The sequence below is a fragment of the Saccharothrix ecbatanensis genome (assembly GCF_014205015.1).
GTDB lineage: Bacteria > Actinomycetota > Actinomycetes > Mycobacteriales > Pseudonocardiaceae > Actinosynnema > Actinosynnema ecbatanense.
On record NZ_JACHMO010000001.1, the window covers coordinates 2204343 to 2222838 of the forward strand.

Sequence of the window (18496 nt, forward strand, 5' to 3'; positions counted from 1 at the left end):
TCCTACTCTGTCTACAGTGGACACCTAAGGTCGGCGGAAGAACTCCACCTCGCCCAACGCGATGTGCCGTCCCGGCGCCAACCCGGCGGCGGCCTGCACGACCAGCCGGACCCGCACGACCCCGCTCACCGCCATGTCGACGCGTTGCGGCCCGACCTTGTCGGCGAGGGGTAACGGGATGGTGCGGTTGACGCCGTCCGCCGACGTCACCACCATGTCCACCGACGTCACCCTGGCCTGCCCCAGGAACGCCTTCTCCTCCACGCCCGCGCCCGTGTGCACCACCACCGACAGCAGCCGGAACGGTGTGGCGAAACCGAACTCCACCGTGTCACCCACAGCGGTCGCGCCCCAGTACCGGTTCGACAGCCCGTCCACGGCGGCGGCAGCGGGGTGGCCGGGCACCTCGGCGGTGGCGGTGCTGCTGCTCGGACCGACGGCGACCGGGGTGGACGTCTTGTCGCGGATGTCCTCGATCAGCGCCAGGGCATTGGGGTAGAAGAGGATCGCGGCCAGCAGCAACACCGCGCACGCCGCCACCGCGACCAGTCGGCGCAGCCAGCGTGACCGGTCGCCGTGCCACCGCCACCGACGTCGTGTCAGCGGGCTCTCCTTGCGAACAGCGGAGGAGACCAGCGGCGTGGCGCAGCGGCGGCAGAACCGGCGTCCGGGCGGGTTCGCGGTGCCGCACGCCGGGCACGGCGGCCCGATGACCACCTCGTCGTCCACCGCGCTGGGCAGTGGTCGACGGGCTTCCGGACGACCCGGCGGCACCGGTCCCGGCCGCTTCTCGGGCTCCTGTTCGGCGAGCGGCCCGGCGAGCGGCCCGGCGAATGGACCGGCGAGCGGCCCGGCGAGCGGCCCGGCGAATGGACCGGCGAGCGGCCCGGTGAGTGGTCCGGTGAGTGGCTCGGCCGACTCCGGCGTGGCGGCCCAACCCAGGTAGGTGCCGCAGTTGCCGCAGAAGTCGTCGGCGTCCCGCATGGGCGCGCCGCACTGCGTGCACAGGCGCATGTCAATCCCCGTTCAGCACTTCGACGGTGCAGGTGACGTGCAGCGGGCGCGCCGCGTCGACCAGCGCCACCACCCGCTCCCGGTCGACCACCCCGGACCGGCCCGGCCGCACCCGCACCACGACGACGTCCTGCCGTTCGGGCATGGCGGTGTCGGGTCGGGTGGACCACGTCGCGCCCGACCCGTCGACCACCGAGGCCCGCACGCCCAGGCACAGCTCCAGCCGTGCCACAAGGCCTTGAGCGGTGCCGCGCAGGCGGTGCAGGTCGACGGCGCGGCGGACCGCTTCACGCCGCAGCGACTCCGGCCACGACGGGTCCATGTCCGCCGCCACCCAGGACGACAACCACGCGACGAAGTCCTCTGGCGCGAGGTCGGCGTCGAAGTACTCGGGCAGGTTGTCCAGCGTCGACAGGATCGCGGACAGCACGGCGTCCAGACCGGAGGTGAACCGCTGGGCGAAGTCGTCCGCCGCGTACAGGGCGGGCAGCATCTCGCCCAGCGGGTACCGGCTGGGCAGCTCTGGCAGTGCGACGCGGCTCATGCGACCACGACCTGGTGCTGGTAGGAGAACACCAGGGCGTTCGGCGCCACCTCGACCCGGTCCACCGGAGCACCGCGCGCCCCGGTGATCGGGTTGGCCGGGAACAGCCGGATCTCCTCCACCAGTCGCACCCCGGCAACGCCTTGCAGCACCGCGAACACCTCGCCGAACTGCACGGGCCGCCCGAACTCCCACCCCACGCCGTCCGTGCCGCCACGCAACGGGTTGAGGTAACGGTAGAGGGCGTCCAGCGCTTCCTCACGCACGCGGTTGGCCTCGGCTTCAGGCGCCGCCACCCGCGCGACGACCGTGATGCCCTGGTAGCGCGGCGGTTCCACGACCAGCCGCGTGCCGAGCAGCCGCCGTTCGTCCAACCGCCGGGCCACCGCCGACACCACGTCCTCGGTCGGCACCAACTGCTCGAACCTCAGCCGGTCGCCCTGGTCGGCGACGGCGTCGGGCACGACCAGCACTCGCGCCGCGCCCGGCCCGTCAGGCAGGCACCGCACCCTGGCCAGCGACGGCGCGGCCAGCTTGGCGATGTGCTCGTGGTCCTCGGCGGTCACCGCTCGTTCCTGCACCCGGAGCTGGTGGGGCGCACGCACCTTCGCCTCGGCGATCGTCTCGCCGTCCACGCCACCGCGTGCCGCCTCACGGTTCTCCACCGCCGACACGTACGGCACGGAACTGCGCAGCACGGAGATCGCGCCACGCGCCACGTTCCCGGAACGCCCGCCGCCCGTGCGGTAACGGGGCACCTGCACCACCGAGCCCTTGGGCGGCACCGCGCCGTAGCGGCGCAACGTCCCGTCCGCCTCACGGACCGCCGGCGGGAACTGGAACTCGCCCCGGACGGCGTCCAGCACCACGTGCCGGTCGTCCGGCTTCGACGCGCCGAAGTGCTCCACGACGGTCCAGTCCTGCCAGCCGTCGCCCGCCGACACCCGCACCACCAGCGGATCGCCGTCCAGCAGCACGGGGGAGCGCGGCACGGTGAACCGCTGCCCCGGCACGCCCGCCGTCTCACCCAGCGGCACATCCCTCTCGGTCTCCGCGTGCTCGGCCGCCGTGGTACCGCCGATCGTGAACGCCTCGGCCTCCCTGATCGTCGGGGAGTTGGCGTAGAACGGCTGCTCGCGCGCCGGCTCGGTGACCCGGCAGCGCAGCCAGCCCGCGCGGTGGCCGGCCACCACCGACTCGGCGTGACCGGCCGGCACGTGCAGCACGACCTCACCGGGCCGGTTCAGGCCGCCGGTGCTGTCCTCGTCCACCTCGCACGGCAGCCAGTCCTGCCCGGTCCACGCCTCCCACACCAGCGGCGGCTGCCGCGGGTCCACGCCGATGCCCTCGACCCGGCTGTCCAGTCGCAGCACCACGACACAGCGCGGCACCGCCGCCGACAGGCCGAACAGCGTCGCGTCACCGGGCGCGGGCGCGGCCTGGAAGCACCGCACGTCCTGGCCCGCTTCCAGGTCTCTGGTGCGGTCGGCGTGCTCGCCCGACGCCGCCCTGGTCACCAGCCGCTGCACCGAGCACGGCACCACGGCCAGCTCGTCGGTCGTGGCGAACACGACCTCCTCGGAGTCCTCCGAGCGTTCCGTGGAGACTTCCGTGCCGACCGGCAGCACCACGGTCTGCGGCTGCGGCGCGGACAGCCAGAACGTGACGTCGGCGCGCGCGGCGGTCGGCGGGAACAGCGTGATGCCGAGCAGGTCCAGGAACGCCAGGTGGTTGCGCTCGGGCACCCGGTTGAGCCGGTAGACGAGCTGGTCGACCATCTGCGCGAACGTCTCGATGAGCGTGACGCCGGGGTCGGAGACGTTGTGGTCCGTCCACTCCGGACAGCTCTGCTGGACGTACCGCTTGGCCTCGTCCACGAGCTGCTGGAACCGGCGGTCGTCCAGGTTGGGTGCGGGCAGCGCCATCAGTCCGCGCTCCCTTCGTCGGGGATGGTGTAGAAGGGGAAGACCAGGTTGCGCTGGTCGTTGGTCGACCGGATCGTGTAGCGCACGTCGATGTAGAGCGTCCCGGCCTCGACCGCGTCGAACGCGACGACCACGTCGTCGACCTCGATCCGCGGCTCCCACCGGTCCAGCGCGGCACGCACCTCGCGGGCGATGTGGCCCGCCGTGGCGCCGTCCGCCGACGCGAACACGTGCTCGTGGATGCCGCAGCCGAACTCGGGGCGCATCGGCCGTTCACCCGGCGCGGTGCCCAGGACGAGCCGGATCGCCTCGGTGATCTCCTGGTCGCGCTCGACCATCCCGATCCCGCCGGTGGGTCCGGTGCGCATCGGGAAACCCCAGCCGCGCCCGATGAAGCTCTCGCTCATGTCACCTGCCTCCGATGTGGACGGTGGGCGCGCCGGAGAGGATGGTCGCGTCGCACGTGGTGCTGTCGCCGACCCGAGCCGCGTTCACCCCGCCGATGAGCACCTGGCCGGTGAGGCGGGGTTCGACGATGTTCAACGGCCCCATCGCGAGGTCCTTCGGCACGATGCACACGTGCTGACTGCCGCCCACAGCGGCAGGCTTGCCCTCGATCAGGACCGTGGCGACCTTGATTGCGACGGCGGCCGGCGGTGGGCCGACGGTGCCGCCGTGCGACGTCTTGTCACCCAGCCGGGCAGCGGGGGGCATCAGGTCTCCCTCGTCATGAGCGTCAGTTGATCCGGACGATCGGGGCCTTGACCACGGCTTGGACGCCGCCGTCGAGGGACGCGTCGGTGCCACCGTTCACGGACGCCGAGGTGGTCGCCTCGACGGACACCGTGTTGCCCTTCAACACCAGGTCGCCGAGCCCGGCGTCGACGGTGATCCCCTTGGCGTTCAGGGTGATCGAGCCGAGGACCCGGCGACCCCGCGGACCGCTCACGCGGATGTCGATGCTGCCGGTCTTCTCGTCCAGCGTGATGTCGAGCCGCTTGTCGCCGGTCTGGACCCGGACACCGGCGGTGGTGAGGCCGTCCAGCAGCTCCAGCCGGTTGCCCTTGCGGGACACCAGCGACCGCCGGTTCACCCGGCCGCTCGTGCGGTCCACCAGCGGCAGGTCGTGCGGTGAGGGGAGGTCGACGCCGTTGTAGAGGCCGCCGAGCACGTACGGGCGGTCCAGGCTGCCCTGCTCGAAGCCGACCAGCACCTCGTCGTTGACCTCGGGGCTGAACACCCCGCCGCCGCCGACCCCGCCCCACTGCACGGTGCGGACCCAGTCGGTGACGTAGTTGTCGTCCAGCCAGGGGAACTTCAGCCGCACCAGGCCCCGCTGGTCGCGGCCGACCTCCTTGATGTCGGTGACGATCCCGGTGGCCAGACCCGGCATCCGCGGCGAGCGTGCGGGCGCGTTGCCGCCCAGAGCCAACCCGGCCAGCGACCGGTCCGGCGAACTGCTCACCGTGACGATGCTGCGGTAGCCGGTGACGGAGTCGATCACGTGCCGCACCGACGAGGCGGTGTAGCGCCCGCTGAACGCCGGCCCGGCGTCGTCCAACGTGATCGGCACGCCCGCGCGCAGCTGGGGGTCGCCATTGGCGACCGCCTCGATCTCGGCGTACCCGGCGCTGACGGCCTCGGCGAGCGACCGTGCCGCGGTGTCGGCCTCGGCCTGCGTGCTGTACGGCGTGTCCGCCACCAGCATGGTCGTCCGCTTGCCGGCGACGGACGTGCCGAAGCCCGGCAGGGCGGTCTTGCTCCGGATGGCCGGCTCGACCGCCACGAACGCCTTCTTGGTCGCCACGTCCCAGGCCCGCACCTCTACCCTTTCCACCTGGTCGGCTCCGGTGAGCGAGGCGCGCAGGGACAGCAGGCGGTCGTGCCGGAGCACCAGAGGACTTTGCACGTCGGGCGCCGGCGCACCGGACGCGGGCTTGGGCTTGAGCAGCTCCAGCTTGCCCGTGTCGTCCACCTGGACGGTCACGCCGTGCTCGTGGGCGAGCTGCTGGAGGAACTCCCAGTCCGACACGTTCGCCTGGCTGATCTGCGTGTACCGGACCGGGGAGAGCTCGACGCGGCCGACGGTGAGGCCCGCGTTCCGGGCGACCTGGCGCACGACCGTGGCGGCGGGGACGTTGTGGAACGCCTCCACCCGGCGGCCCCGGAACAGCCGGTGGGCCTTGCTCATGGCGCGGATGACGGTGAACGTGCCGGTCGAGTCGCGGTCCGCCTCCAGCGCGGTGACCTCGCCGCCGAACAGCTGCGCCTTGCTCTCGACCGTCACCACGGACACCGTCACCGGCGTGCCGATCTTGATGCCGCTGTCGGTCAGCAGCTCGTGCATGTCGTCCCGGTAGGTGAGGACGGCGAGGTCCGGCAGGCCGACGTTCTCGTCGACCACGCAGCTGACCAGCCTCTCCTCCCACATGGGCGACAGCGAGCCGGCCTTCACGATCAGGTCGGCGGCGAACGACCGGAGCGGCTTGGCGGCGGTCATCGTGCGTCCTCCATCGCTGGCACCAGCAGCTCGACGCCCGGCACGAGCAGCATCGGGTCGTCGATGTCGTTCGCCTCGGCGATCACCCGCCAGGCGGTGGCGTCGCCGTACTCGCGCCACGCCAGCTGCGGCAGGCTGTCGCCTTTGACGACACGGTGCGTGCGGCGGGCCTCGCGTGACCCTGACGTCGGGTTCTGGCCGAGGACGTAGGCGCCGGCCTCCTCGATCGACAGCGAGCACCTCGCACGCAGCGGGCGTCCGTCGACGTCGAACAGCGAGTAGTCCACCGAGAGGTTCGACAGCACGCCGTCGAACGACGTGGTCTTGGAGGTGCCCCACTCGAAGCGGACCCACGGGCTCGCGGGCTTCTTCGTCGCCAGGCTCTTCTTGGTGGGCACGCAGGCCTTGAGCAGCTGCTCCACCCGGATCTCCACCGAGTTGTCGTGCGTGGCGGTGGCGTCGAGGAGGACGTCCACCGACAGGGTCCGCGGTCCGCTGCCGACGAACTCGGGCATCGACGCCTCCTCCGCCATGCGGGAGGGGTTGCGGCGCCACTCGGTGTTCTTGCTCAGTGCCAGCGTGCTCGGGTTGAACTGGAACTTCACCGTGGCCAGCCGGGCGCCCGGCTTCGCGCCCGTCTTGGCCGGCGGCTCCATGATGACGAGCTGGGCGCGGGTGAGGCTCGCTCCCGGTTTGCGTGCCATGTGGTGGACCTCCTGTCAGGACGCGTCGATGCCTTCGTGGGCGAATTCGAGGGTTTCCGTGGCGGCTTGGGAGGTGGACGGGTCGAAGGACGGGCCCTGCCAGCGGACGGGGACGATGCCCTGGACCTGCCAGCTGGCGATCGTGCTGCCGTCGGGGGTGAGGGCGACGATCTCGCCGTCCTTGCGCTCGACCTTCTTGATGACGTCGTTGAGCCACTTGACGACTTTGGCGGTGTCCTTGGTGACCGGTCGCGTCATCGTGATGTTCGACCAGGTGATGCGGGAGGGGAGCTGCCAGCTGAAACCGTTGTTGCCGCCCTCGGCGAACTGCTCGACCTCCATCTGCGCGCCCATGCCGTCACAGGTGTGGAACGCGCCGAGATCGTTGCCCGCTATGGAGAGCCGGAAGAAGACGCTGGTGGCGAAGAGGGTGTCGGACATCGGGATCTCCTGTGCTGGTCTGCGCGTTCGGTCTGTGCTTTGGCTCTGTGCTTTCGGTGTGCGCGGTGGGGTGGGTCAGCGGCGGCGGTCGTGCAGGATGCCGGCGCGCTCGCGGCCGTGGCGCAGTTCGGCGCGCAGGAGCCTGCCGACCGGGTCGAGCAGGCGGCGGGCGAGGTCGTCGAGGTCGGAGCGGTCCAGGCGCTGTGGTCCGGACTGGTCGGCTGCGGACTTCTTGTTCTTGTTCCCGGACTTTGTGTGTACGGAGTCGTCGTCCACGGCGTTGTTGTCCAGGGTGCGGTTTGGCGACCGTTGGACGGTGGCCGACCAGGTCACCGGGGTGGCGGGCGGTGCCTTGGCCTGCTGGACCGGCTTCGGCGCCGACACCACTACGGGTGGGTACGCCGGTTTGATCGGGTGGTGGGCGGTGGATCCGGGTAGGTCGGCTGGTGGAGTCGGCCGGACTACGGCGCGCTGGACGGTGCGCTGGACGGTGTTCGTCGGTGTCGCGGTGGGTTGGGTGCTGGTCGTGGGTGTTGCGGTGCGCTGGACGGTGTTTGTCGGTGCCGCGGTGCGGTGGGTGCTGGCCGTCGGTGTTGCCGTGCGCTGCACGTTGCCCGCCGGTGTTGCGGCGCGCTGGATGTTCCCGGCCGGCGTCGAGGTGTGCTGAAGGTCGTTGGCCGCTGTGGCGGTGCGCTGCACGCTAGTCACCGGTGTTGTGGCGGGAGGTGTGTCGGTCGGCGGTGTCGCGGTGGGATGTACGCCTGTCGCGGTGCGCCGGTGGCCGCTGCTTGCGGGTGTCGCAGTCCGCTGGATGCTGCTCGTCGGTGTCGCGCCGCGCTGGGTGCTGGCGGTGTGCTGGACGTTGCCGGTCCGCGTGGTGGTGTGCTGTGGGCCGGTCGCCACCGTCGCGGTGTGCTGAACGCTGGTGGTCGGTGCGGTGGTGCGCTGTGATCCAGCCGTGGCGCGGGGGAGCACCGGGTCCGGATGTGCACGCGCGACCCCCTTGGCAACCGCGCGTTGGACATCGGGCCTAGTGCTCCCGTCGCCCGAGGGCCTGCGCGTTGCCGAGCCCTGGCGGGTTGGGGACGTCCACTGGAGCGGGACCGCTTTGGGCAAGTTCGCCGTGTGCGGAGGCAGGTCCGGGGTTGTGGGGGAGACCAGTGGGCGTGCCGGGAGCAGGGGCGCGGTGGCGGTGTAGCCCTGCCCGGTGTAGCCCTGCCCGGCTTGGTCCCGCCCGGTTTGGCCCTGCGCTGTCCGGCCCTGCGCTGTCTGGTCCTGCGCTGTCTGGTCCTGCCCGGTTTGGCCGTGCCCGGCGTGGTGCTGCCCGGTCTGGCTCTGTTCGGAGTGACGCTGCCCGGAGTGACGCTGCACTGTGTGGCGCTGCACACTCGGGTGGTCGAGTCGGACGACTGGAAGCCGTGCCTGCCGAGGCATCGCTTCCTGCCCAGGCACCGGTTCCTGCCTCGGTGTCCGCGCCTGCCCTGACGTCCGTGCCTGCCCCGTCGACCGTGGTGCCCCTGCGGGCCGTGTGGTGTCGGGCTGGCGGTCCGGCTCGCCCTGATGGTTGTCCTGACGGTTGTGCGGCCGGCCGGTCGTCGGCGATCCGATCGGGTCGCTCGAAGCCTCCGACCGCTGCACGACCGCACCGGCCGGCAACTGCGCCAAGGGCTCACCGAGGATCGGCCCGCGCGGGCCAACGGTGTTCTGAGTGTTGAATTCAGGGGTCCTGAACGTAGGACTCACGGGGTCTGAGTGTTGGACTCGCGCGGTTTGGTCGCGCTGCACTACTGCGGTGGCGGGGATCTGTGCTAGTGGCTCGCCTAAGACCGGGCCGGTTCTGGGCTTCCGCTGCACGGGTGTCTGGCTGGAGGGCGGGCTGGGTGCGGGTCGGTTGCGGCTCGGCATGGTCATGGGAGTGGGCGAGTTGTTCGGTGGCGGCGGGGATGTGGCGGTCTGGCGTTGTACGGGAGTGGGTGTCGACTGCTGTCCGACCAGTGGGGTTGGTTCGGCCGGATTCGTCGCGCGGAGGGCTGGAATCGGGCGTAGTGGGGTCACCTCCCGACGCGCCGCGATCAGCGGTGTGCCGAGTCGGCGCAGCGGTACCGGGGTGGCGACTGATCGCTGCGTGACGGGTGGCTCCGGCGCAGCGGGGGTGGTGCTGGACCCGGTGGGTGCGGGAGAAGGAGGAAGTGCGGCAGAACTTGCAGGGGGTGAATAGTTTGCGCTGGGAGGTGTTGTGAGAGAAGGAGTTGCGGGTGAGGTGGTGGGGCGGAGGGCGACGGTGAGCTGGTCGTTTCCGGTGTACTCGCCCGGCTCGCCGGTGTGCCGCGCCACCCCGTGCATCACACCGGCCGGAGCGCCCGGCAGGACGGCGTGACCCAGCTCCCCGCCCGTCCGGTGGTCCTGCCACGCCGCCAGGCCGCCACGGAACCGCAGCCCGTCGCCCACCGCGATCCCCGCACGCTGGATCACGCCGTCCATCGGCCGGGTCGCACGCCAACCACCATCGGAATCGGGTCGCCGCCGCGCCGGCGCGGCGGAAACAGGAACAGCGGCAGCGGGCTTGCGGCGGAACCTGTCCCAGAAGCCCATCGGGTCACCCCCCTTCGTTCACCCTCGTGTTGATACGTGCGATCTCACGGACCCAACGCCTGCGCTCGTGGTGCTCAAGGTCGAGGATCTGCTCTCGTTGCCAGTGGAAGTGGTAGGCCACGTACGCGACCTCCTCGTGCAGCCGGTCGGCCGCGTACGTCACGATTCCCCCAGGCGACCACCGGCCAGGTCGACCTCGAACCCACTCCCGCACGACGGGCACGTCACGCCCGCACGCGTGTGCCCCTCGCTGTTGATCCGCCGGTAGAAGTCCTGGAGGAACGCGATGTCCGTGGCGTACATCCGCTCCACCACACCCACGTTCACCTCCTCCACCGCGCCCAACTCGGTGATCACCATGCTGAGCAGCAGCACGCTGAGGTAGCCCGGGTTCTCCTTCACCCGCAGGTCGATCTGCGGTCGCAGCTCGTCCCGGGCCGTCGCCAGCCGCATTCGGCCGTGCCGGTGCACCACGCCCTCCGCGTCCACGTACCCGCGCGGCAGTTCGAAGTCGAACTCCGTGCGCAGCGCGGGCTCACGCTCCACCATCGAAGCGACCGAGCCGGCAGAACCGGTGGTCTCGACGGGCTCCGCGAGCTCGTCCAGCGAGTCGAGGCCGATCACCCGACGCCTCATCAGTCCTCCAGGGTGATGTCCTCGAAGGTGATGGTCACCTTCTCGATCGCGGCACTGGACTCGCCCGCCTTGAGCGACGGGCCCTCCCACTTGCTGACCCACCCGTTGACCAGGTTGAGCCGGCGTTCGGTCTCGCCCTTGCTGTTCATGATCTCGATGGTGATGTTCTGGCGCGCCGTCTCGACGTCACCCTTGTTCACCGTCTCCTTCAACCACTTGGTGAACTCCTTGCTCTTGTCCATCCCCCTGGTGACCGTGATCTCGCCGCCCTTGCGGGCGCCGGGCTGCTTGCGCAGCAACGGCTTCCCCTGCGGGGTCACCTGCGAGATCTCGACCACGTCCTCCTCGATGGTCACCCCGCTGACCTCCTGGAGGGACTCGACCATGTACGCGCCGAGCTGGAGGCCGAAGATGTGGGTGGAGAGAGCGTCGCCGTCTGCCATGACTGATGCTGCCTTTCCGGATGGGACGTGGGGCTATTCGCTGACGAGGCTGGTGTTGTCGGAGAACTGGGCCAGGCGGAAGACCACGAACTCGGCGGGCTTCACCGGCGCCACGCCGATCTCGCACACGACCTGGCCGAGGTCGATGGACTCCGGCGGGTTGTTGTCCCGGTCGCACTTGACGTAGAACGCCTCGGCCGGCGTGCGGCCGAACAGCGCCCCCTGACGCCACTGCTCGGTGAGGAACGCGGTGATGTTGCGCCGGATCCCGGCCCACAGCCGGTCGTCGTTCGGCTCGAACACGACCCACTGGGTGCCCAGCAGGATCGACTCCTCCAGGAAGTTGAACAGCCGCCGCACGTTCAGGTAACGCCACGCCGGGTCGGACGACAGCGTGCGGGCGCCCCAGATCCGGATGCCACGGCCGGGGAACGTGCGCACGCAGTTCACGCCGACCGGGTTCAGCAGGTCCTGCTCGCTCTTGCTGAGCGTGATCTCCAGGTCCACCGCGCCGCGGATGACCTCGTTGGCCGGAGCCTTGTGCACACCCCGTTCGGCGTCACTGCGCGCCCACACGCCGGCGACGTGACCGGACGGCGGCACGAGCGTGTTGCGCCCGCTGGCCGGGTCGAAGACCTTGATCCACGGGTAGTACAGCGTGGCGTAACGGGAGTCGTGGTTCGCCTCCTGCATCCGCCACTTGTGCACCCGCTGCGGCGTGAGGCCGGGCGGCGCGTCCAGCACCGCGACCCGGTCGCCCATCTGCTCGCAGTGCGAGATGACGGCCGCCTGCACGGTCTGCACGCCCTCCAGGTCGATCAGACCGCGCTGGTAGGCGCTCATCAGGTCGGGCACCGAGACCATGGTGACCTCGTCGATGTTCTCCAGGCCGCCGAACCCGGTCCGCGCCTCGGAGTCGCCGACGTACTCCTGCGCGTCGAGCTTCACCGGCTTGGTGGCCTTCGGAGCGGGCACCGCCACCGACTGCTTGTCGGGCCGCGCCAACGCCGTCCCGGCCACCTCGGTGACCTCGATCAGCTTCGACCGCTCGGCGACCTGCGTCACCACGTAGTTCTTGATGTTCTTCCGGGTCGACACGTCGAACGTCTCGACCACCTTGTCGCCTTGGCGGACCAGCAGCTTGAAGCGGTCGTCCGGCGGGTTCTCGCCGTCGGCGTCCGCGACCTCCACGGAGATGTCCGGGCCCGCCGACGGCAGGGCGGAGATCCGCAGCCCGCCCAGCGTCACGGGCTGCGCGGCCACGGGCGTGGCGTCGGCGTCACGGTCCGAACCACCGATCCGCACCACGTACGCCGAGCCGCCGCCGTTGGCGAAGTAGCCGTAGACGGCGTGCGCGAGGTAGGTGTCCTCGGTGAAGCCGCCGAAGCTGCGCACGTACTGGTTCCAGTTGGCGACCAGGGTCGGCTCGTGGAAGGGGCCCTGTTCGGCGAAGCCGACGAAGGCCGCCACCGCGGTGCCGACTCCCTCGATCGGGCGCGCACCGGTCTGGACCTCCTCCACGTACACGCCGGGCGAGAGGTACTGCGGCATGGTCGCTCCTTCTCTGCTCATCCGCTCTGGCCTCACAAGCCTCTCGCCGGGACGTCCGCGGCGGCAGGACCGGCGGACCCCGGTCGAGGGCATTCCCCTTGCCCGAACAGGCAATCGAAACCATCCGCGCAAACGAAAGAGCGCCCACAGCGGGGCGCCCTTGCCGCAAAACTCAGTGGTCCAGCCACGACCCGAACTCGCCGGGCAACACGAGCCGTCCCAGTTTTCGGTATTCCTGGTGTACGGCGGACATAACGTCGGCCATCCGCAACGGCCGGTCGGCGGCGGCGGCGAGGTATGCGGCGGTCACCACGCACGCCCGGATCGACCCGCCCGCCAGCTCGAACCGCTCGGCGCAGAACGCCAGGTCCAGGTCGTCCGCCCGGGGCAGCCGCGAGCCAAGGCAGCGGTCCCACAGCGCGAGCCGCTGCGTGGCGTCGGGCACCGGGAAGTCGGCGATCACGTCGATGCGCCGGGTGAACGCCTCGTCCACGTTGGACCGCAGGTTGGTGGTGAGCACCGCGATGCCGTCGAAGGACTCCATCCGCTGCAACAGGTACGCCGACTCCATGTTGGCGTGCTTGTCGTGCGAGTCCTTGACCTCCGACCTCTTGCCGAACACGGCGTCCGCCTCGTCGAACAGCAGCACGCCGTGCACGCCGGCGGCCTCGGTGAAGATCCGCTCCAGGTTCTTCTCCGTCTCGCCGATGTACTTGTCCACCACCGACGACAGGTCCACCACGTAGAGGTCCATCCCGACCGCACCGGCGACGACCTCGGCGGACATCGTCTTGCCCGTGCCGGACTCACCGGCGAACAACGCCACCACCCCGCGTCCCCGACCGCCGCCGGGACGCATCCGCCACTCGCCCAGCACCCGTTCCCGGTGCCGTGCGCGCATCACCAACTCGTCCAGCTGCCGCCGTGTCGGCTCGGGCAGCACCAGGTCGTCCCAGTCCACGGCGGGGGTGATCCGCCGCGCCAACTGCTCCAGGCCGGCCCCGTTCTGGGCCCGAACTCCGGCCCGGACGTGCGCCAGACCGACCGGCCGGTCCTCCAGCACGGCCAGCCGAGCGGCGACCGACACCGCGCGATCCACCTCGTCCGTGCCGAGCCGGTACCCGGCCAGGTCTCCCACCATGACGGGATCGGCCGCGGCACCGGTGGCGTCGGCCAGCGCGTGCGCCCACCGTTCGGCCCGCCGGTCCGCGCTCAACGCCGGGACGGGCACCGACACCACCGGGTGCGCCGTCCACTGGGGATCCCAGTGCCGCCTGCTGTGGAACAACAGCGGCACGTCACCGGCCAACGCGGTGAGGTCGCGGATCAGCCGGACCTTGTCGGGCAGCAACGGTTCCAGGGGGCCGAACACCAGCCCCGCGCCACGCAACCGTGCCTCACGGACCGCCGCCGCCAGCGGGGGATGCGCCTGGTCGGCCACCGCCGGGACGTCCAAGACCAAGGCGTCACGACCGGCCGTGGCCAGGGCCTCCACCGCGACACGGGCCGCGTCGCCGTCGGTGTCACGCAGGTGGACCGCCCGGATGCCCGCGTGCATCGCGTCGCCTATCCGCCTGGCCAGCGGTGACTCCGGAGTTGTCGGACACGTCGAACCGCCGGCCGAGCCCGAGGGGTTCCCGGTCCGCCGGGCCAACGGCGATGCGACACCGCCGGCGGGCACCAGCCTGGCCGCGTCGCCGATCGCGGGATCGGGCTCGTCGTCGCCGAGCAGGTGGGCGACGACCCGGTCCGGCACGCGCAACGCCCGGGACAACGTCGGCAGCTCGCTGTCCCTGACCTCCAGCAGACCACCCCGGACCAGCGGCGCGGACGCGGCGAACCGGAACCGGCCCGCGCCGGCCGCCGGCAGCCCGCACAGCTCCATCGCCAGCCCCACGGTCGCCCGGCGGCGGGTCACGTCGTCGTTGAGGTAGCCGTAGAGCCGTTCGAACCGGGCGTCGACGTCCGGCGCCATGGCGACCAGCAGGAACTCGACGTCCACCGGTTCCAGGTCGAACCGCCGGGCCAGGGTCAGCAGCCGGGGGCCGGGCTCGGGCACCGTCGCCGCGAGCACGTCCAGCTCGGGATCGGCGTCCGCCGGCGCGAGCGGTTCCCGCCGCTCGTCGAGGACGCGTCGCACCGACTCGGCGGTCAGGTACAAGCCCCGGTGCGGGTCGTCCAACGTCGGATCGCTCGCGGCCCGCGCCGCCACCGCCTGCCGCACCCGCCACTCGACCGCGCCCAGCCTCGCCCAGAGGTAGCCCAGGTCGGGCGTCGTGGTCGGGATCGCTGTCGCCGTCATCGGATCGGGCCTCCACGTCGTCGCCGGTCCGCGGGCCGCTGCCGGGCCGGGGCGAAACCGACGTCACCGGGTGTGTCGTCGTAGCGCAGCCTGCGGTTTTCGTCTTCGGGCGCGCCGACGAGGACCAGGCCACCGTCGGCCGGAGCGGCGAGCGGGGTCAGGGTGCCGGCCACGGGCGCGGTCACCACCACGTTGATGGCCGGTTTGAGCCGGCCGCCGAGCGCGGACCACACGTCGGTCGCCGCACGGCCCTCCGACACCGGCCCGCCGCACTCCAGCAGCACGGTCAAGTCCAGGTCCGCCAAGGACCCGGTGAGCCACTCCGACGCCAGCCGCCCGTGTCCCGCCAGGCACGTCAACGCCTGCGACAGCAGCCGGTGCTCGTCCTGGGGCCGGTTCGTCCACGCGGTCACCAGGTACGACAGCCGGAACCACCGTGGCGGCTTGCGGTGCGCGACGAGCTCGTCCCGCTCGAACACCTCCAGGTTGCCGGTGCTGCGCCGGGACTCGTCCTCGCGGATGTCGTACAGGAACACGTTGACCGTCGGCGCGTTGCGCCGTGCCGTCCAGTCGGTGGTGGGCGCCTCGAACGCGAGGTCACCACCACCGCCGGGCACGCCACCGGCTTCGAGCATCCGGCGGATCCCTTCGTCCACCTCGTGGATCACTGCGACCTCCTGGGAGTCACCTGCGCCGGACCATGTCGGGCGGTCCGACGGTGCCGGGCACGACGAGGAACGGAGTGGGGTCGGCTCGGAAACCGGGGCCGGTGGCGGTGATCGTCCGCGGCCCGGTCTGGTCCTTGCCGAGGATGAGCAACTGCGCCGCGAATCCGCCGTCCGCACGGGGGATCGTGGGCGCCGCCGCCGCGGTGATGCCGGGCGACCACGTCAGCCGCACCGGCACACCGGGCGGGAAGTCCACGCCACGCACCGACGTGACGAAACCGGGTTCGCCGATCGGCGGCACGGCGACGATCCGGGGCAGCAGCACGCGCATCGGCGCGGCGGCCACGTTGTCCGCCGGATCGGCGTCGGTGCCGGTCGTGCGCAACGTGCCGCGCACAGTCGTCTCAAGCGGCGCGTTCGGCGCCAGCACGACCTGCACCACCTGCGACGCTCCCGGTGCCAGGTCGGGCAACGGACAGCCGCCGGCGGCACAACCCGGCGGCAAGGTCGCCACGGGCACTTGGGCGGGGAGCGCGAAGTCCAGCCGGAGCCCGGTGGCCAGCCCACCGCCACCGTTGCGGACCGTGTAGGTCACCGTCGCCCGTCCGCCCACATAGGACGGATTCGGCTGCACCACCACGGCCAGCGAAGGGCCGGCGGCGGGCGGGGCAGGCGGCGGTGGCGGGGGCGGCGGGGGACCGGTCACCGGGTCACGCACCGGGATCGCCGTGCTGGACGCGTTGTCGGACGGCAGGACGTCGAGCACCGTGCCCGCCACCGACCACGTGACGCTGCGCCGTCCGGGCACCAGGCCCACGACGTCGGTGACGATCTCCACGGCCTCGCCCGGCTCCACCACCCCGAGGTCGCACCGCAACTCGGTCACGTCGCACGAGCCGCGCGCGGGCCGCAGCCCGTCCAGCCGAACGCCTTCCGGCACGGCAACGGTCAGCGAAGTGCCGGGTGACGCGGCCGGACCGCGGTTGACGACGGTCACCGTCACCGGGGTCGTCACGCCGGTGTCCGCGTCCGGGGCCGCGGGTGGCGCTTCGACGGCCAGGTCGACGGACTGCTGCCAGGTCGGCTCCTTCTGCCTACCCGGCAGGTCCGCCGTGATCCGCCGCACCTCGCCAGTGCCCAGGTCGACGACGTCCAGCTCCTCCGGTGACACGAGATCGCCCTCACGGCGTGCGGTGAGCACCACCCGCTCTCCGTCGGGGGAGAACGACACATCGCGGGGCTGGAACGGACCCGAAGGCGGCGCGGTCAACGGGGTGGCGCACGTGTTCGTCCCCGAGGGCAGCAGCACGCGGCATTCGTTGTCCGCCAACGACACCAGCAACACGCCGTCGGCCTCACGGTTGAACGCCAGCCCGCGCCCGTCCGGGCTGAACACCGAACTGTCGTCGGTCACCTCGCAGTCGAACCCGCAGACCGCCGCCGACACGTCCCGCTGCTGGTCCAACGTTCCGGCGCGGGCCGTCCACACGTGGTTGTCGCGGACCTCGGCGGTGGGGCCGTCGAAGACCCGACCGCGGGTGAACGACAGCGTGCTGCCGTCCGGCGACCACTCGGGCTGGGTGTCCTCCTGGTCGGCGACGTCCGGAGGGGGCGTCAACCGCCCGACCACGGCGCCGGTGGCGACCTCGACCACCACGATCCGGCTCGGGCCGCCGTTCGGTCGCACCCCGCCGGGCGTGCGTCGGGCGAACGCCAGGAACCGGCCGTCCGGCGACCACACGGCGTCGAACTCCCAGTCGGTCGGGGACCGGTCCGCCACGGGCAGTCGGCGGGCGTTGCCGCCGTCCGCGTCCACCAGCCACAGCCGCTGCACCCGCCTGGCGTCGATGGTCTCGAACCGGCTCAGCGCGATGGTCCGGCCGTCGGGGGAGTAGGACTGCCGCTGGGTCCACGGGTCGAAGCCGGCGCGCGGGCGGAACAGCAGGTTGGGGTCGTTGACGCTCTCCGGGTCCTCGCGCAGCACCGCGACGCCGAGGTCGCGCGGGTCCGAGCCGTCCGGTCGGATGTCCTGGAGGGTCGCGGTGAAGCGGGTCTCGGCGGTCGTGCGGGCCACCAGCAGGTGCTCGCCGCGCCCGTCCACCAGCCACGCCGGCGACGTGACGGTGCGGTCCTCCGCCAACATCAGGCCGGGCGCGACCGTGACGGGCAGACCGGGGCCGGTGTCGACCTGGTACACCTTCTCGACGTTCGGGTCGGCCGGGCAGGAGCACGTCTGGTCGATGCTGAGGAACAGCAGACCGGCGCCGTCCGGCTTCCAGACCGGCCAACGGCCGCGCCACCCCGCTTGGTCACCACCCAGCACCGGGGCGCCGACGCTTCCGCCGTCGAGCACGCGCAGCTGCCGGGTGCCGTCGATGTCGAGGCTGTAGGCGATGCGGCCGTCCCTCGGGTTCCAGTCCGGTTCGCCCGCGTCGCCGTCCGGCTCGTCGGTGACCCGCGTGGCGCGACCGCCGCCGACCGGGATCCGGTAGATCTCGCGCGCGCCGTCACGATCACCGGAGAACGCGATGCTCGCGCCGTCCGGGGAGAACGTCGGCCATGTCTCGTCGGACCGCGTGTCGGTCAGCTGCCGCAACCCCGTGCCGTCCACGCCGACCAGCCACAGGTCGCGCCGCTCGCCGTCGAGCGAGTCGAACACCACCGTCCGCAGGTCGGGGGACAGCCGCGGGTGTGCGGCGTCGAGGCCGTCGGTGAGCCGGCGCACCGAGCCGTCCGCCGCGCGCAGGTACACCTGGGGCTTTGGCCCGTCGCGCAGGCTGGTGAACACCACCAGGTTGCCGCGCGCGGAGACATCGTCGTCGTGGTGGGCCGGTCCGGCGCCGAGCAGCGGTTCACTGGGGCGCAACTGCTCGGGCACCGGACCGGTCACCGCGCCGATGCTGCGGTGGCCGGTGCCGGTGTAGGCGATCCGCCCGGACACAGGGTCGTCCTGGAGCACCGACGCCGACACCGACGTGGCGACGTCGTTCACCACCACGACCGCGGCGCTCAGCGCCACCACCGCGCCGATCAGGGCGAGGGGTCGGGTCGGCAGCCGGTTCGACAAGGGTCCACCTCCGTCTGGGGAACGCACGTCCGGCCATGCGTCTGGCCGTGCACGTCTGGGCGTGTGCCGAATCGTCGTCCGGCACACCGGGCGCCACGGAGGTCCCGGC

General features: G+C 71.8%; 19 protein-coding genes. 3 read left to right on the top strand and 16 right to left on the bottom strand.

Features of this window, described 5'->3' with window-relative positions; translation table 11 throughout:
• Nucleotides 1-24: 24 nt before the first annotated feature.
• The 9 genes from F4560_RS45485 to F4560_RS09490 all read right to left on the bottom strand — a co-directional run bounded on the left by F4560_RS45485 (nucleotide 25) and on the right by F4560_RS09490 (nucleotide 7515).
• The gene (locus F4560_RS45485) at nucleotides 25-1014 is read right to left on the bottom strand and encodes an NADase-type glycan-binding domain-containing protein (protein WP_184918695.1); all 990 of its coding nucleotides are present in this window, start codon (nucleotides 1012-1014) and stop codon (nucleotides 25-27) included.
• A 1-nt stretch (nucleotide 1015) separates the two neighbouring features.
• Entirely contained in the window at nucleotides 1016-1558 is a 543-nt protein-coding gene (locus F4560_RS09455; RefSeq protein WP_184918697.1) for a phage tail protein, read from the bottom strand.
• Nucleotides 1555-3483 (bottom strand): putative baseplate assembly protein, encoded by a 1929-nt coding sequence (locus F4560_RS09460; protein ID WP_184918699.1) that lies wholly within the window; start codon nucleotides 3481-3483, stop codon nucleotides 1555-1557. Before F4560_RS09460 ends, F4560_RS09455 begins: the two co-directional genes overlap by 4 nt.
• Nucleotides 3483-3890 (bottom strand): gp25 family contractile injection system sheath assembly initiator, encoded by a 408-nt coding sequence (locus tag F4560_RS09465; RefSeq protein ID WP_184918701.1) that lies wholly within the window; start codon nucleotides 3888-3890, stop codon nucleotides 3483-3485. The genes F4560_RS09460 and F4560_RS09465 overlap by 1 nt, the downstream gene beginning before the upstream one ends.
• Nucleotide 3891: 1 nt before the next feature.
• Complete coding sequence (locus F4560_RS09470; protein ID WP_184918702.1) at nucleotides 3892-4197, bottom strand: PAAR domain-containing protein; 306 nt, start codon at nucleotides 4195-4197, stop codon at nucleotides 3892-3894.
• Nucleotides 4198-4219: 22 nt separating this feature from the next.
• Entirely contained in the window at nucleotides 4220-5983 is a 1764-nt protein-coding gene (locus F4560_RS09475; RefSeq protein ID WP_184918704.1) for a VgrG-related protein, read from the bottom strand.
• Nucleotides 5980-6687, bottom strand: a complete 708-nt coding sequence (locus tag F4560_RS09480; protein ID WP_184918706.1) for a CIS tube protein — start codon at nucleotides 6685-6687, stop codon at nucleotides 5980-5982. The genes F4560_RS09475 and F4560_RS09480 overlap by 4 nt, the downstream gene beginning before the upstream one ends.
• Before the next feature lie 15 nt (nucleotides 6688-6702).
• Entirely contained in the window at nucleotides 6703-7128 is a 426-nt protein-coding gene (locus F4560_RS09485; protein WP_184918708.1) for a phage tail protein, read from the bottom strand.
• 75 nt (nucleotides 7129-7203) lie between these two features.
• Nucleotides 7204-7515 (bottom strand): hypothetical protein, encoded by a 312-nt coding sequence (locus F4560_RS09490; protein WP_184918710.1) that lies wholly within the window; start codon nucleotides 7513-7515, stop codon nucleotides 7204-7206.
• A 91-nt stretch (nucleotides 7516-7606) separates the two neighbouring features.
• On the opposite strand from F4560_RS09490, the gene F4560_RS09495 reads away from it, so the two are divergent.
• From F4560_RS09495 to F4560_RS09505, 3 genes are all read left to right on the top strand, one after another.
• Nucleotides 7607-7795 carry a hypothetical protein gene (locus tag F4560_RS09495; RefSeq protein WP_184918712.1) on the top strand — a complete coding sequence of 63 codons (189 nt, stop codon included), beginning with the start codon at nucleotides 7607-7609 and terminating at the stop codon, nucleotides 7793-7795.
• A gap of 102 nt (nucleotides 7796-7897) precedes the next feature.
• The gene (locus F4560_RS09500) at nucleotides 7898-8047 is read left to right on the top strand and encodes a hypothetical protein (protein WP_184918714.1); all 150 of its coding nucleotides are present in this window, start codon (nucleotides 7898-7900) and stop codon (nucleotides 8045-8047) included.
• 206 nt (nucleotides 8048-8253) lie between these two features.
• On the top strand, nucleotides 8254-8613 hold the full coding sequence (locus F4560_RS09505; protein WP_184918716.1) for a hypothetical protein: 360 nt from the start codon (nucleotides 8254-8256) through the stop codon (nucleotides 8611-8613).
• A gap of 1111 nt (nucleotides 8614-9724) precedes the next feature.
• Here F4560_RS09505 and F4560_RS09510 read toward each other — a convergent pair.
• The 7 genes from F4560_RS09510 to F4560_RS09540 all read right to left on the bottom strand — a co-directional run bounded on the left by F4560_RS09510 (nucleotide 9725) and on the right by F4560_RS09540 (nucleotide 18387).
• Complete coding sequence (locus tag F4560_RS09510) at nucleotides 9725-9883, bottom strand: DUF6760 family protein (protein ID WP_181320139.1); 159 nt, start codon at nucleotides 9881-9883, stop codon at nucleotides 9725-9727.
• Nucleotides 9880-10356, bottom strand: coding sequence for a hypothetical protein (locus tag F4560_RS09515; RefSeq protein ID WP_184918718.1), 477 nt, complete (start codon nucleotides 10354-10356; stop codon nucleotides 9880-9882). Before F4560_RS09515 ends, F4560_RS09510 begins: the two co-directional genes overlap by 4 nt.
• On the bottom strand, nucleotides 10356-10799 hold the full coding sequence (locus F4560_RS09520; RefSeq protein ID WP_033440650.1) for a phage tail protein: 444 nt from the start codon (nucleotides 10797-10799) through the stop codon (nucleotides 10356-10358). Before F4560_RS09520 ends, F4560_RS09515 begins: the two co-directional genes overlap by 1 nt.
• A gap of 33 nt (nucleotides 10800-10832) precedes the next feature.
• Nucleotides 10833-12350, bottom strand: coding sequence for a phage tail sheath family protein (locus F4560_RS09525; RefSeq protein WP_184918720.1), 1518 nt, complete (start codon nucleotides 12348-12350; stop codon nucleotides 10833-10835).
• 172 nt (nucleotides 12351-12522) lie between these two features.
• The gene (locus F4560_RS09530) at nucleotides 12523-14652 is read right to left on the bottom strand and encodes an ATP-binding protein (RefSeq protein ID WP_184918722.1); all 2130 of its coding nucleotides are present in this window, start codon (nucleotides 14650-14652) and stop codon (nucleotides 12523-12525) included.
• On the bottom strand, nucleotides 14649-15320 hold the full coding sequence (locus tag F4560_RS09535; RefSeq protein ID WP_184918724.1) for a Pvc16 family protein: 672 nt from the start codon (nucleotides 15318-15320) through the stop codon (nucleotides 14649-14651). Before F4560_RS09535 ends, F4560_RS09530 begins: the two co-directional genes overlap by 4 nt.
• A gap of 16 nt (nucleotides 15321-15336) precedes the next feature.
• Nucleotides 15337-18387 carry a DUF11 domain-containing protein gene (locus tag F4560_RS09540; protein WP_184918726.1) on the bottom strand — a complete coding sequence of 1017 codons (3051 nt, stop codon included), beginning with the start codon at nucleotides 18385-18387 and terminating at the stop codon, nucleotides 15337-15339.
• Between the last annotated feature and the right edge of the window lie 109 nt (nucleotides 18388-18496).